Raw genomic sequence first — 14,904 nt, forward strand, 5'->3', positions numbered from 1 at the left:
AATAGTGAATCTGTTCATGGATACCCTTGCACAACTGCGCGCCGGTCAATTGTCGGGCATCACCCGCCTGGACCTCTCTTGCGGACTGACCGAGTTTCCGCGGGAAATCTTCGACCTGGCCGACTCGCTGGAAGTGCTCAACCTCAGCGGCAATGCCTTGACCTGCCTGCCGGACGACCTGCACCGCCTGACTCGCCTGCGCGTATTGTTCTGCTCGGACAATCAGTTCACCGAACTGCCCGCCTGCCTGGGCCAGTGCGCGGCGCTGACCATGGTCGGCTTCAAGGCCAACCGCATCGAAACGGTCCCGGCCGCCGCCCTGCCGCCGTTGTTGCGCTGGCTGATTCTGACCGACAACGGCGTCGAAGCGCTGCCGACCGAGCTGGGTGAGCGCCCGCACCTGCAAAAACTCATGCTGGCCGGTAACCGCTTGCAGCACTTGCCCGAGAGCTTGCGTCACTGCCATCGGCTCGAACTGATCCGCATCGCCGCCAACCGGTTGACCGAACTGCCCGAGTGGCTGCTGACCCTGCCGAGCCTGACCTGGCTGGCCTACGCCGGTAACCCGCTGGAAACCGAAGCCGACGCCGCCGCCCTTGAAGCGACCCCGAGCATTCCCTGGTCAGAGCTGCATCTGTCGCAGCAACTGGGCGAAGGTGCTTCGGGGGTGATTCATCAGGCAACGTGGCAACGACCGGGTCAACCGGCCATGCCGGTCGCGATCAAACTTTACAAAGGCGAAATGACCAGCGATGGCTCGCCACTGCACGAAATGAACGCCTGCATCACCGCCGGCATCCACCCCAACCTGATCCGGGTCGAGGGGCGGATTGTTGGCCATCCACACGATCAAGCCGGGCTGGTCATGCAGCTGATCGATCCGAATTATCGCAACCTGGCCGGACTGCCGAGCCTGGCGTCTTGCACGCGGGACGTCTATGCCAACGACACCCGTTTCAGCGCCGGCGTAGCCTTGCGCATCGCCAGTGGCATCGCGTCGGTGGCCGAGCATTTGCACCAACACGGCATCACCCACGGCGACCTCTACGGCCACAATATTTTGTGGAACGAGCACGGTGATTGCCTGTTGGGTGACTTTGGCGCGGCGTCTTTCCATGCCACCACCGATAACCTTGAAAGCCGTGCGTTGCAGCGGATCGAAGTGCGCGCGTTCGGGGTTTTGCTGGGGGAATTGCTGGAGCGGATCGACTCGGGGTTGAGCGATGAGGGACGTGGGCAGTTGGAAGATTTACAGCAGCGCTGCTGTCAGGCGGATGTGCTGACGCGGCCGGGGTTCAGCGAGATTGTGCGGGCGTTGAATGGCTGGTGACCGCTTCGCGGTCATTCGCGAGCAGGCTCGCTCCCACATAGGATCTGCGTCGTTCACAAATCCCCTGTGGGAGCGAGCCTGCTCGCGATGACGGCCTGTCAGACGCCAGAGCCGTCACTGACACAATGACTTAACCCGCCAACCCGACAAACATGTCCTGCACGTCATCATGGTTATCGAGGCCTTCGAGGAACGCTTCGACTTCAGCCATCTGCTCATCGCTCAAACCGGTGACCGGGTTCTTCGGCTGATAACCCAACTTCGCCGACAACACCGTGAAACCCTGCTCTGGCAGCGCTTTCTGCACCGCATCGAGGTCCGCAGGCTCGGTCAGGAACAGGGTCGTGCCCTCTTCTTCACCCGGCTCGAAATCCTGGGCACCGGCTTCGATCGCGGCCATTTCCGGATCGGCGTCAGGGCTGTCCGGGGACGCCTCGATCATGCCGACATGGTTGAAGTCCCACGCCACCGAACCCGAAGCGCCCAATTGGCCCTTGCGGAACGCCACGCGGATTTCCGCGACGGTGCGGTTGATGTTGTCAGTCACGCATTCAACGATCAGCGGCACCTGATGCGGCGCGAAGCCTTCGTAGGTCACGCGATGGTATTGCACGGTTTCGCCGAGCTGGCCCGAGCCTTTCTTGATTGCGCGTTCCAGGGTTTCGCGGGGCATCGAAGCTTTTTTAGCCTGCTCAACCACCAGACGCAGGTGTGCGTTAGTGGCCACATCGGCACCGTTACGGGCAGCAATGGTGATTTCTTTCACCAGTTTGCCGAAGATCTTGCCCTTGGCGTTAGATGCCGCTTCTTTGTGTTTAACCTTCCACTGTGCGCCCATTACTCACTCTCTTGTCTATGGCGCCGAGACATCTATTGGCCGACGCATGGCGCAAGTTTATACGGCCTAAAGTTGGCAATCGACCAAAAAAATTGCAACGACGCATCGGCATCTTCACCGAAGGTTGTAGGGCGATTCTGAAAAGTCGATTTGCCATGTCCTTAAACCGCTATGGTTTCGTACCCTCTGCGCCCGTACCCATGGCAGAAGCGCAATCGATGCACAACGACAAGGAAAGTCCCTTCACCCTGACACTCCTCGACGGCGATTTGAGTTTGCAGGTGTTGCAGTTCAGTGGCCGTGAAGGCCTTAACCGGCTGTATCGATTCGACATTGAAGTGATCGGCCTGGCACCGGCCATATCCCTCGACCGACTGCTGCAACAGGCGGCTTTCCTCAGCCTGGGGGATGGCCAGGGTATTCACGGCGTGCTCCACAGCGTCAGCCGTGAACATCGCGGCCCGCACCGGATTGGCTACACACTGCAACTGGTGCCCTCCCTGCAAGCGCTGGACCGGCACCGCCCACGTCGTGTGTTCCATCGCCTGAGCGTGCCGATGATCCTGCACCAGTTGTTCGCAGAACATGACCTGGCCGAGGACAGCTATCGTTTTGAGCTGGTGAACGGGCACTACCCGCTACGGCCCTTCTGCATCCAGTACGAAGAGACCGACCTGGCCTTGCTGCAACGGCTGTGCGAAGAGGAAGGCATCCACTATCACTTCGAACATCATCGCGACGGGCATGTGCTGGTCCTGGCGGATGACAGCCTGAGTTTCCCGCAGGAGCCGCTGTTGATGGCCTTCGAGGACGATGCCAGCGGCGAAAGTACACGGCCGACGATCACTGAGTTGTTCCAGCGGCATGACTCACCGCCCGCGCCACCAAAAGCCGATGTGCAAAACCGTGGCGCGCTGAACGCCGACGACGGAGCGGCCAACCACGCCTTTGCCGGCTCGGCGTCAAGGCTGCCACGCCCCGCCCCCGAGCAGAGCCATCGTGATCAGCGCAGCCGCCGACACCTGGAGCGTCTGCGTTGCCCGTATTTGCAGGTCCATGGCCAAAGCAACCAGAGCGCCATCCAGAGCGCGCGGGTCGTGCAAGTGGCCGAGCATCCACTGTCGAGTTTCAATGATCAATGGCTGGTCACCGAGACCCGACATCAGGGGCAACAGCCTTCGATTCTTGCTTTAGATAACGCCGATCTCGCCCTGACGTACCGCAATCAGTTCACCGCCATTCCCTGGTCAACGGTATTCCGACCGGCGCTCAAACACACCCGGCCAAGCATCCCGGGGTATCAGCCAGCCCGGGTACTGGGCGCTGCCGGGGAACCGGCGATGCTGGATGAGCGCGGGAGAATCCAGGTCAGGCTGTGGCCCAGCGTGGAATACGATCCGGACCCATCCATCGGCATCTGGTTGCCGGTTGCCCTCGCCACGCCGGGCGCCCGGATCGACCCGTCGACACTGCCGAGGGCCGGCAGTGATGTGCTCATCAGTTTTCTCGACAGCGACCCGGACCGCCCGGTGCTTTGTGCTGGGCTGGGCCGCACTCACACGCCTCGGCCGGCGACAACGCCGGAGCCACGCAGTGATACCCGCTTGCTGCTCGATTGGCTGGTCAATCGCCCCGACCTCAGGCCCTGACCCTCAACCCTTGTCAGCCTTGCCGGCCGCCGCCGCGAATTTCGCCAGGCGCACGTCCAGATGCCGTGGCCGGCGCCCGTGATCCTCGGCGCGTTCCTTGCGGCGGATCGCGTTGCGCACCATCAGAGAGCCGAGGTAACGAATCGGCTCCGGAGGAAAGAAGCCCAAAGGCCCATTCACCAGTGGCGAGCGGGTCCAGGCGTTGTCCAGGCCCTGGACCATCGAGGCGAGAATCTGCCCGCCCATGTGACACGGCCCGACCCCGCTGCCGGAATAACCGAAACCGTAGAACACATTGCCGCTGGCACTCATCTGGCCGAAAAACGGCAACCCCGTCACTGAGCGATCCGAAGGACCGTTCCAGGTCGCTTCGACCTTGACCTCGGCAAACGCCGGAAAAAACTCCGCCAGGCTGTGCTGCAACAACCCCGCATAAGGCGATGGCTGGTCGAACACCGGCAGCATGCGCCCACCGTAGGCGAAGGTATTGCCGCCCTTGCCGAGCATGATTCGACCGTCCGGTGTGTTGTGGTAGTAGTGCACGAAAATCCGCGAATCAAGCACCGTGACGCCGCTGGTCAAACCGATTTCGTTAAGCAGGTCGGGGCGCGGTTCAGTGATCAGCATGTCGCTGGAAACGATCGCCACGCTGCGCTCGAACTGCGGGAATGCGCGGGCCATCCAGGCGTTCATCGCCAACACCACCCGGTCTGCGCGGATGTTGCCGTTCGGGGTTTTAATCCCCGCAGGCTTGCCCTCCTCCAGTCCGGTCATGGCGGTCTTTTCATGAATCCTCACCCCGAGTTGCAAAGCGACCCGGCGTAAACCGCGTACCAGCTTGCCGGGCTGCACACTCGCAGCGGCCGGGGAAAACCAGCCTTCCAAATGTTTGCTGGAACCGGCCATGCGTTGCACATCGGCCACCGGCCGTTGAGTGAAAGAGTTGATGCCGTTGCGCTCCAGCGCCGCGATCACCGCATCGGTCGAGCCGCATTGGGCGCGGTTGGTGGCGGTGTAGAGCGTGCCATCGAGACGGTAATCGGCGTCCACCGCGTACTGCTCGCAGAAGGTGCCGATGGCGTGGATGCTGCGCTCCGACTCCTTGACCAGACGCACCGCTTCTTCGACGCCGAACAGCCGCTCAAGGGTGAAGTACTTGGCCGACCACGACAGCGCGCAACCACCGTTGCGCCCGCTGGCACCGGCTCCGCAAATGTCGGCCTCGATCAGCAGCACATCCAGCTCGGGGTTTTGCTCCTTGAGCATGATCGCGGTCCACAACCCGGTGTAGCCGCCGCCGACGATGCAGACATCGGCGCGGGTGTCGCCGTCCAGTGCCGGGCAGGTTTCGGATGCATCCGCCTTCAAGGCCTGGTCCAGCCAAAAGGGTCTCATGGGGGAAAATCTCCAGTCAGGTATCCACACGGCGGCCTGCCGCAGGCGCAGCAGGTCGCGAGGGAAAGGGGGTCAGCTACGCAGGGGTTTGACGGTCATCGGTTGGTTAGGCACGAAGGCGCTGTCGGGGCGCAGGCCAGCCGGGCGGCTGTTCCAATGCGGGATCAACACCAGGGCTGAGAACATGGCGCAGCCGGCGAAGACGATAAACACCGTGACCGAGTCGAAATAGCCCGGCAGCAACCCGCCGAGAATCGCCCCGACCGAGCCACAGCCGTTGACGAAACCGGCCGCCGTTGCGCCCGCCTTGGCGGTGCCGAAATCGATCGCGGCCGCACCGCTGATCATCGAGTCCGGTCCGTACAACGTCAGGCCCATGACGAACAACAGCACCACCACCAGCAACACGCTACCGGTGTGCAAAGCACCCATGAACAAGGCCAGGGTCAGGGTCAGCGCCAAGAGGCTGAGTACGCACGCTGGCATGCGCCGGGCACCGAACAGCTTGTCGGATGCCAGACCGAGCAGGATCGGCCCAAGCAGCCCGGCCAGTTCGAACGCGGTGGGAATGATCGCCGCGCCGACCTTGCCCACGGTCGGCATTTGTTCGAAGACGATCACCGGCCCCCAGAGCAGAATTGCGTAGCGCGCCGGTTTCAGCAGAAAGTACGCGAGGCCGAGAACCAGCACGGTGCGGTTGCGCAGGATTTCCTTTAACGGCTCCAGAACGCTGATCTTGCTTTGCGCGTAAGTCTCTTCCGCCGTCAGTTCCGGCTCCGGTTCCACCGCCGGCAAGCCGACGTCTTCCGGTTTGTTGCGTTGAAAAATAAAAAACAACACGGCGACCAGCCCAACCACCGCCGCACTGGAAATGAACGCCGCATGCCAGGTGCCGATCAGCGTATACGCCCACCAGCCAGCAAACGGTGACGCAACCAGACCGCCGAAGGCGTAGCAGGAACTCCATAACCCCAGCACCCGCCCGCGCTGCTCAGCGGGAAAGAAGCTGCCGATGTTCTTGCACAGCCCCGACCATCCCGTGGACTGCGCGAACCCTTGAATCAACATGCACGTGGCGAAAATCGGCAGCGTGGCGAAGCTGCCCATTACCAGCGCGGCAGCGGCGGAAATCAGCAACCCGCCAAACACCACGACCCGAGGGCCGAAGCGATCGGCCAGGATGCCCCAGGTGAATTGGCCGATGGCGTACGCGGTGAGGTAGATGGCGTCGAGGTTGGCCATGGCCATTTTGTCGAGCATGAAGGTGGGGTCTTCGGCGATCCCCAGTTTTGCCACGGAAAAGGCTTTGCGGGTGAAGTAGAAAGCGGCGTAAGCGAGCCAGGTGATCGCGAAGATCTGCACGCGCCAACGCTTGATGGTGCCGATGTGCTTGTTCATTGTGGTTCTGACCTCAGGGTGTGAGTGTGCCGGCAGAATTTGAGAAATAACGCCTGTTTTTTTATTGTTGAGCACTTCGATACCGCTGCTTCCCTGAGGCGATATCGGTCAGATGAGACCTGCTGTTGCACGCCAGGCTCATGGCCACCGCTGCTGTTCGACTGACCAGTCACCGGGGCTGAGGTCGATAAAAACAATTACTGATTAATAAGTGAAATCGATTTATCGTATTTCCAATATAAGCTCAGCTTGTTACTGGAGGTTTCGATGTCGGTTTCCCACGCCCAGCTCAAAGCCTTCCACGCCGTGGCCGTCCACGGAAGCTTTACCAAAGCCGCCGAGCGGTTATTTCTGACGCAACCGGCGATTTCCGACCAGGTGCGCAAACTCGAAGAGCGTTTTGGTGTGTTGCTGTTCCACCGCAACAAACGCTCGGTGCGCCTGACGGATCTGGGTGAGCGTTTGCTCAGCATCACGCAGCGGCTGTTCGTCATCGAAGCCGAGGCGCAGGAGCTGCTTCAAGATTCGCAGGCATTGCAGACCGGCAGCCTGATCCTCGCGGTCGATGCACCGGTGCATGTGCTGCCGCAGATCGCGCGGTTTTGCGAACGCTACCCCGGCATCAGCGTGAAGATCGAAACCGGTAACACCGATGAATCGCTGTTTCGGTTGTTCAATTATCAGGCTGATCTGGCGCTGCTGGGGCGCGATGTCAGTGACGAACGACTGATCTCGCTGCCGCTGCGCAATGACCCGATGGTGGCGTTCGTGTCGCGCAATCATCCGTGGGCTGATCGCGAGTCCATCTGCCTGGCGGACCTCGACGACACGCCGCTGGTGCTGCGGGAAATCGGCTCGGTGACCCGGCAAACCCTGGAAGAGGAAATGGCCCAGGCCGGGTTTCGCATCCGCCCGGCGATTCAGGTCGAAGGCCGGGAAGCGGCGCGTGAGGCAGTGGTGGTCGGGATTGGTGTCGGCGTGGTGTCGGCCGCCGAGTTTGGTGCGGATTCGCGGGTGTGTGCGTTGCCGATTACCGATTGCAAACGGCGGCTGACAGAGACGCTGGTGTGCCTGCGCGAGCAGAGTTCGCGGCGGGTGGTGGCGACGTTTCTGGAGATGGTTCGCGAGAGTCTTGCGTAGGCTTGCTCGCGAAGGCCGCGCCGCGGTCTATCTGACTGGCGCCAACTCGAAAAACGCCTGTATCAAGCGCAAATCCCGCCGCCGTTCCATGCAGCCAATCATGTGCCGATTCACCAACCCCTCACCAATAATCGGCACCGCCGCCACCCGCGGGTCGTGGCTGACTTCCACCGATGACACCACCCCGACACCCAACTCTGCGGCGACGGCCTCGGTCACTGCCTCGCGACTGTCCAGTTCCAGCAACACCCGTGGACTCACCTTCGCCTGGGTACAAGCCTCATCAAACGTACGCCGGGTAATCGAACTCGGCTCACGCAACACCATGATCACCTGATCGAGTTCCTTGAGCTGCACCCCCTTCGACTTCCGCGCCCACGGATGGCTGTCGGGCACCAACGCGCAAATCCTTGATTCGCTCAACGCTTGCAGATGCAGCCCTTTGCGCGGCTCGACCTCGGTCAGCACCGCGACGTCGGCATGTTCCGACAACAGCGCCGCCAGTGTTTCCTGGGCATTGCCCAAGCGCAAATTCACGGTGATCCCCGGATACCGCGCCCGCAAGCTCGCCAGCATCGGCATCACCATGTGCGGCCCGTCCGCCGCCACTTCCAGACGCCCGGTCAACAACTGCCGATTCGCCTCCAGCATCACCTGAGCTTCTTCGGCCAAGCCAAACATCGCGCGGGTGATCGCGGCAAGTTTGGTGCCCTCTTCCGTCAGTTCCACCCGTCGGGCGGTACGGCGCAACAAGGTGATCTGGTAGTGCTCCTCCAGTGCCTTGATGTGCCCGGTGACCGCCGGTTGGCTGATGAACAGCCGCGCGGCGGCCCGGGTAAAACTGCCCTCACGGGCTACCGCATCGAAGGCGCGGAGCTGGAACAGGTTCATGAATAACCCTCACTGATGGCTGGCATAACAACAAACAATTTGATTGATAGCTCGGCAAATTGCAATTTAAGCCCCGTAGCTTCATCCCATCGATTGCGAGGACACGAGAATGAGTACTGCCGAACCCATCCTGCTCACCCCCGGCCCACTGACCACATCGGCCCGCACCCGTCAGGCGATGATGGTCGACTGGGGTTCATGGGATGACCGCTTCAACCAACTGACCGCCAGCCTCTGCGAGCAACTGCTGGCGATCATCAACGGCGGCGACAGTCACCACTGCGTGCCCTTGCAAGGCAGCGGCACCTTCGCCGTCGAAGCGGCGATCGGCACACTGGTGCCGCGCGATGGCAAGGTTCTGGTGCTGATCAACGGCGCTTATGGCAAACGCCTGGCGAAAATCTGCGAAGTGCTCGGCCGTCCGTTCAGCACCTTCGAAACCGCTGAAGACGAACCGACCACCGCCGCCGACGTCGACCGTCTGCTGCGCGCAGATAACAGCATCACCCACGTCGCGCTGATTCACTGCGAAACCAGCACCGGCATCCTTAACCCGCTGCCGGAAATTGCCCACGTCATTGCGCAACATGGCAAACGCCTGATCATCGACGCCATGAGTTCTTTTGGCGCCCTGCCGGTCGACGCGCAACAGGTGCCGTTCGACGCACTGATCGCCGCCTCGGGCAAATGCCTGGAAGGCGTGCCGGGCATGGGGTTTGTCTTCGCTCGCAAAGAAGCATTGGCCAATGCCGCTGGCAACTCGCATTCGCTGGCGATGGACTTGTATGACCAGCACACCTACATGGCCAAGACCGGCCAGTGGCGCTTCACCCCGCCGACCCATGTGGTCGCGGCGCTGCACGAAGCGCTGCTGCAATACAACGAAGAAGGTGGCTTGCCGGCGCGGCACCAGCGTTACGTCGACAACTGCAAAGTGCTGCTTGACGACATGGCCAAACTCGGACTGCGCAGCTTTTTACCAGCCGACATCCAGGCGCCGATCATCGTGACTTTCCATGCGCCGAAAGACCCGCGCTACCAGTTCAAGGAGTTCTACGAACGCGTCAAGGCCAAGGGTTTCATCCTTTATCCCGGCAAATTGACCCAGGTCGAAACCTTCCGCGTCGGCTGCATCGGTCACGTCAACCAGGCCGAGATGCACGCGGCCGTGGCTGCGGTCGCCGAAGTGCTGCGCGAAATGGAAGTCCTCGACATCTGATTTTACGAACGACCCCGTACCTGTAGGAGCGAGGCTTGCCCGCGAACACAGGCGACGCGGTATATCCATTAGACCCAGTTATCGTTATTCGCGGGCAAGTCGGAACGCCGCATCGCTCGCTCCTACAAAGGAATTTCAGACATGAATTACGCAAACCCAACCAAACTGCAAGCCGCCATCCTCGACTGGGCCGGCACCGTGGTCGATTTCGGCTCCTTCGCCCCGACGCAAATTTTTGTCGAAGCCTTCGCCGAGTTCGACGTCCAGGTGTCCATTGAAGAAGCCCGTGGGCCGATGGGCATGGGCAAGTGGGATCACATCCGCACCCTGTGCGATCAGCCGCAAGTCGCCGAGCGTTATCGCAAGGCCTTCGGCCGCACGCCGACCGATGACGACGTCACCGCCATCTACGAACGCTTCATGCCCTTGCAGATCGAGAAAATCGCCGAGCACTCGGCGCTGATTCCGGGCGCACTGGACACCATCGCCAACCTGCGCCAGCAAGGGATCAAGATCGGCTCCTGCTCCGGCTACCCGAAACAGGTCATGGACAAGGTCGTGGAACTGGCCGCCACCAACGGTTACATCGCCGACCACGTGGTCGCCACCGATGAAGTGCCGAATGGTCGCCCATGGCCGGCTCAAGCCTTGGCCAACGTCATCGCTTTGGGCATTGATGATGTCGCGGCGTGCGTGAAGATCGACGACACGGTGCCGGGCATTCTCGAAGGCCGTCGCGCCGGCATGTGGACCGTGGCGTTGATCTGCTCGGGCAATGCGCTGGGCCTGGACTACGAAGGTTATCGCGCACTCAGCAGCGACACCCTGGCCAGCGAACGCAAGCGCATCCACGCCCTCTTCGCCGGCTCGCGACCGCACTACATGATCGACACCATCACCGACCTGCCGGAAGTGATCGCCGACATCAACAAGCGCCTGGCCAACGGCGAGATGCCGCAAACCAACTGATAACAACCACCTCATAAAAAACGCACCGTCCCCGTGGGAGCGAGCCTGCTCGCGATGAGGTCAGTTCAGTCAACACGCCTGTTGAATGGAGGACCGCCATCGCGAGCAGGCTCGCTCCCACAGGGGCGGTGCGTTTTTCTGTCTATTACCTGAACCAGCGCATTCGGCGCTCGATCGCCTCGGGCAAACCCTCCGAAACGGATTACAGTTAAAGCACACCGTCGAACAAGAACGGTGGCTCGACCCGACCTGTGAGGAACGCCGTATGCCGTGGAAAAACTCCGATTCGCGCTACAGCACCGTGTCGATCACGCTGCATTGGTTGATGCTGGTGTTGCTGGTGCTGGTTTACGCCTGTATCGAATTTCGCGGCGTCTTCCCCAAAGGCAGCGGCGGTCGGGCGCTGATCACTGAATCGCACTTCATGCTGGGTTTGACGGTGTTTGTGCTGGTATGGCTGCGGCTGTTCGCTCGCAGCCTGGGGCCGGCGCCGCAAATCTTCCCGGCATCGCCGCACTGGCAGACGGTTCTGGCCAGGCTGATGCACTGGGCGCTGTACATTTTCATGATCGCCATGCCGATTCTGGGCTGGCTGGTGACCAGCGCCAAAGGTCATCAAGTGATGTTCTACGGCTTCGACCTGCCGTTGCTGGTTGCGGAAGACAAGGCATTGGCCAAGCAGATCCAGGGCTGGCATGAACTCGGCGGCACGATTGGTTACTGGCTGATCGGCCTGCATGCCGTGGCGGGGATTTATCATCACTACGTGGTGGGCGATAACACCTTGCTGCGGATGATGCCCAAGCGCGAACCCCGTAACAACTGACACCACAGGGTTGGCGGTGATTTTCAGGTTTGGGGATTGAATCCCCGGCGGCCCTGCAAGCCACCGGTATGGATGAAGATCAGGCGCGTGCCCTGTGCAAATCTTGCGGCGTCAACGTGTTGCTTGAGCGCCAACAATGCTTTGCCGGTGTACAGCGGTTCCAGGGGAATACCGCTGGCCAGTTCGGTCTGTTCAATGAATTCGAGCAACAGCGGATCGACTTTGGCAAAGCCGCCACGGCTGGCGTCGAACAGCTCGTAGGTCGGATGTTCCAAAGCCGCCTCTCGCACAATCGCCTCAACCTGCTGCGCTACGCCATGGTCGTCGGGAACCGCCAACGCACCGTAAACCGGATGCTCACCCGCTTCCGCCAGCACCAGCCCGGCCAGGGTCGTGCCGGTTCCGCAGGCCAGCCACCAACCGTCGTAATCGCTCCAGCCCAACGCCTTCAGTTGCCCGACTACCTGCGCCTTCAGTTGCATGCAACCGCACGCGCCACGCAAACCACCGCCTCCTTCCGGCACCGGCTGCAACGTCGGGTATCGAGATTGCCACGGCAACCAGAAATCCGCTTCATGCCGCGCTCGATAGCCGCCATAACCGAGCCAATGCAACTGCATGCCAAAGGCCTGCAAATCCTTCACCGTCGGGGTGTCTTGCGGATGACCGCGCAACAGGCCGACGGTGGGGAAACCAAAGCGTTTACCCGCGGCCGCCAGTGCATGCAAATGGTTGGAGTGCGCACCGCCCAGGCTGATGATGCCTTCGGCACCGGCAAGGTCAGCGGCTTTCAGGTGTTCGATGAGTTTGAACCACTTGTTGCCGCTGATCAGCGGGTCGATCTGGTCCAGGCGCAGGATCGCGACTTCGATGCCGGCGGCGGTGAGCCAGTCGAGATGCAGGGGTTGGAGCGGGACTTGGGGTAGCCAGTGTTCGGAAGGGAAAAGCATCGGCGCCTGAATGTGCTCGGAAAGAGCCTGCATTCTAGTCGCTCAAAGGACGCCTTCGCGAGCTAGCCCGCTCCCACATTTGATCCTCGCCGCAACATAGATCCAGTGTGGGAGCGGGCTTGCTCGCGAAAGCCATTGGCACGTTAACCCTGCCTATTACAACTCGGCAGCCAACCGCGAACCCTGATTGATCGCGCGCTTGGCATCCAGCTCCGCCGCGACATCCGCGCCACCAATCAAATGCACGTTCTGCCCCGCCGCAACCAGACCGTCGTGCAATTCACGCAGCGGATCCTGCCCGGCGCAGATCACGATGTTGTCCACCGGCAGCACTTGCGGCTCGCCGGTTTCGCCGATGCGGATGTGCAGACCTTCGTCGTCGATCTTCAGGTACTCGACGCTGTTGAGCATCTGCACCTGCTTGTTCTTCAGACCGGTGCGGTGAATCCAGCCGGTGGTCTTGCCCAGGCCGTCGCCGACCTTGGATTTCTTGCGTTGCAGCAGGAACACCTCGCGGGCCGGTGCATGCGGTTGGGCCTTGATCCCGGCCACGCCGCCGCGCGCCTCAAGGTGCGTATCAATGCCCCACTCTTTCCAGAACGCGGCACGGTCGAGGCTGGTGGCAACACCTTCGTGAACCAAAAACTCCGACACGTCGAAACCGATCCCGCCGGCGCCAATCACCGCAACACGCTTGCCCACCGGTTTGCGCTCGAGGATCACGTCCAGGTAACTCAGCACCTTGGCATTCTCGACGCCTTCAATGGCCGGCGTACGCGGCGCAATGCCGGTGGCCAGAATGATCTCGTCGTAACCGCCCTGGACCAATTGGGCCACATCGACACGGGTGTTCAGGCAGACCTCAACGTTAGTCGTCTGCAGTTTGCGGTTGAAATAGCGCAGGGTTTCGAAGAACTCTTCCTTGCCCGGCACACGCTTGGCGATGTTGAACTGGCCACCGATTTCACTGGCCGAATCAAACAGCGTCACCTGATGACCACGCTCGGCGGCCACGGTCGCTGCAGACAGCCCCGCAGGACCGGCACCGACCACGGCGATTTTCTTGATCTGCTGCACCGGCAGGTAATTGAGCTCGGTTTCATGGCAGGCGCGCGGGTTAACCAGGCAGCTGGTCAACTTGCCGCCGAAGGTGTGATCGAGGCACGCCTGGTTGCAACCGATGCAGGTGTTGATTTCATCGGCGCGGCCAGCGGCGGCCTTGTTGACGAAGTCCGGGTCGGCGAGAAAGGGCCGCGCCATGGAGACCATGTCGGCATCGCCTTCCGCCAGGATCTGCTCGGCCACTTCCGGGGTGTTGATGCGGTTGGTGGTGATCAACGGAATGCTCACCGAGCCGCGCAGCTTCGCGGTCACTTTGCTGAATGCGCCGCGCGGGACCTTGGTGGCGATGGTCGGGATCCGCGCTTCATGCCAGCCGATGCCGGTATTGATGATGGTTGCACCCGCCTGCTCGATGGCCTTGGCCAACTGCACGATTTCTTCCCAGGTGCTACCACCTTCCACCAGATCGAGCATCGACAGGCGGAAAATGATGATGAAGTTCGGTCCGACCGCTTCACGCACCCGGCGGACGATTTCCACCGGCAGGCGCATGCGGTTTTCGTAGCTGCCGCCCCAGCGGTCAGTACGGTGGTTGGTATGGGCCGCGAGGAACTGGTTAATGAAATAACCTTCGGAGCCCATGATCTCGACGCCGTCGTACTCGGCTTTTTGCGCCAGGCTCGAACAGGTGACGAAATCGCTGATCTGCTTCTCGATACCTTCCTCGTCCAGCTCTTTAGGCTTGAACGGGTTGATCGGCGCCTGAATGGCGCTGGGCGCGACCTGTTTCGGGCTGTAGGCATAACGGCCGGCGTGGAGGATCTGCATGCAGATCTTGCCGCCCGCCTCGTGCACCGCGCGTGTCACGATCTGGTGCTTGAGCGCTTCTTCTTCCGTGGTCAGCTTGGCCGCGCCGGAATACACGCCGCCTTCGTCGTTCGGGCCGATGCCACCGGTAACCATCAAGCCAACGCCGCCGCGAGCACGTTCGGCAAAGTACGCCGCCATGCGCTCGAAGCCACCGGGTTTTTCCTCAAGACCGGTGTGCATCGAGCCCATCAGGGTGCGGTTGCGCAACGTGGTAAAACCCAGGTCCAGCGGGGCCAACAGGTGCGGGTAATGAGCGGCGGTCATCGGTAACTCCACAACGAGCGATCACGGAAAAATGTGGGCGCTCTTTGGCGCCCCTCTCATGTGCAACAGACTATGAGCACTTCCGACGTCGCTCAATGACCGT

At 61.3% G+C, this 14,904-nt stretch carries 12 protein-coding genes; 6 read left to right on the forward strand and 6 right to left on the reverse strand.

Annotation, left to right across the window (positions count from 1 at the left end; genetic code table 11):
* The first annotated feature begins 16 nt into the window (after window positions 1–16).
* A complete protein-coding gene (locus tag ACA057_RS21330) occupies window positions 17–1,330 on the forward strand; it encodes a leucine-rich repeat-containing protein kinase family protein (RefSeq protein ID WP_497342081.1) in 1,314 nt (437 codons plus the stop codon).
* A 130-nt stretch (window positions 1,331–1,460) separates the two neighbouring features.
* Here ACA057_RS21330 and ACA057_RS21335 read toward each other — a convergent pair whose 3' ends face one another.
* Window positions 1,461–2,168, reverse strand: a complete 708-nt coding sequence (locus ACA057_RS21335) for a YebC/PmpR family DNA-binding transcriptional regulator (RefSeq protein WP_059406548.1) — start codon at window positions 2,166–2,168, stop codon at window positions 1,461–1,463.
* Window positions 2,169–2,386: 218 nt separating this feature from the next.
* Between ACA057_RS21335 and ACA057_RS21340 the strand changes: the two genes are divergently transcribed.
* Entirely contained in the window at window positions 2,387–3,817 is a 1,431-nt protein-coding gene (locus ACA057_RS21340; protein ID WP_497342083.1) for a type VI secretion system Vgr family protein, read from the forward strand.
* 3 nt (window positions 3,818–3,820) lie between these two features.
* On the opposite strand, the gene ACA057_RS21345 is transcribed toward ACA057_RS21340, so the two are convergent.
* Window positions 3,821–5,212, reverse strand: a complete 1,392-nt coding sequence (locus ACA057_RS21345; RefSeq protein ID WP_497342085.1) for an FAD-dependent oxidoreductase — start codon at window positions 5,210–5,212, stop codon at window positions 3,821–3,823.
* 72 nt (window positions 5,213–5,284) lie between these two features.
* A complete protein-coding gene (locus tag ACA057_RS21350; RefSeq protein WP_497342087.1) occupies window positions 5,285–6,610 on the reverse strand; it encodes an MFS transporter in 1,326 nt (441 codons plus the stop codon).
* Window positions 6,611–6,877: 267 nt separating this feature from the next.
* Here ACA057_RS21350 and ACA057_RS21355 point away from each other — a divergent pair, with 267 nt between their 5' ends.
* A complete protein-coding gene (locus ACA057_RS21355) occupies window positions 6,878–7,750 on the forward strand; it encodes a LysR family transcriptional regulator (protein WP_497342089.1) in 873 nt (290 codons plus the stop codon).
* 27 nt (window positions 7,751–7,777) lie between these two features.
* Here ACA057_RS21355 and ACA057_RS21360 read toward each other — a convergent pair whose 3' ends face one another.
* The gene (locus ACA057_RS21360) at window positions 7,778–8,641 is read right to left on the reverse strand and encodes a LysR substrate-binding domain-containing protein (protein ID WP_497342091.1); all 864 of its coding nucleotides are present in this window, start codon (window positions 8,639–8,641) and stop codon (window positions 7,778–7,780) included.
* 109 nt (window positions 8,642–8,750) lie between these two features.
* On the opposite strand from ACA057_RS21360, the gene ACA057_RS21365 reads away from it, so the two are divergent.
* From ACA057_RS21365 to ACA057_RS21375, 3 genes are all read left to right on the forward strand, one after another.
* A complete protein-coding gene (locus tag ACA057_RS21365; RefSeq protein ID WP_497342093.1) occupies window positions 8,751–9,860 on the forward strand; it encodes a 2-aminoethylphosphonate--pyruvate transaminase in 1,110 nt (369 codons plus the stop codon).
* A 141-nt stretch (window positions 9,861–10,001) separates the two neighbouring features.
* A complete protein-coding gene (gene phnX / locus ACA057_RS21370; RefSeq protein WP_497342095.1) occupies window positions 10,002–10,829 on the forward strand; it encodes a phosphonoacetaldehyde hydrolase in 828 nt (275 codons plus the stop codon).
* 265 nt (window positions 10,830–11,094) lie between these two features.
* Window positions 11,095–11,655, forward strand: a complete 561-nt coding sequence (locus ACA057_RS21375) for a cytochrome b (protein WP_497342097.1) — start codon at window positions 11,095–11,097, stop codon at window positions 11,653–11,655.
* Window positions 11,656–11,678: 23 nt separating this feature from the next.
* Here the strand turns inward: ACA057_RS21375 and ACA057_RS21380 are convergent, their stop codons facing one another.
* On the reverse strand, window positions 11,679–12,605 hold the full coding sequence (locus ACA057_RS21380) for a 1-aminocyclopropane-1-carboxylate deaminase/D-cysteine desulfhydrase (RefSeq protein ID WP_497349972.1): 927 nt from the start codon (window positions 12,603–12,605) through the stop codon (window positions 11,679–11,681).
* 156 nt (window positions 12,606–12,761) lie between these two features.
* Window positions 12,762–14,801 carry an oxidoreductase gene (locus tag ACA057_RS21385; protein WP_497342099.1) on the reverse strand — a complete coding sequence of 680 codons (2,040 nt, stop codon included), beginning with the start codon at window positions 14,799–14,801 and terminating at the stop codon, window positions 12,762–12,764.
* Between the last annotated feature and the right edge of the window lie 103 nt (window positions 14,802–14,904).

Source organism: Pseudomonas sp. LBUM1661, from assembly GCF_059695925.1.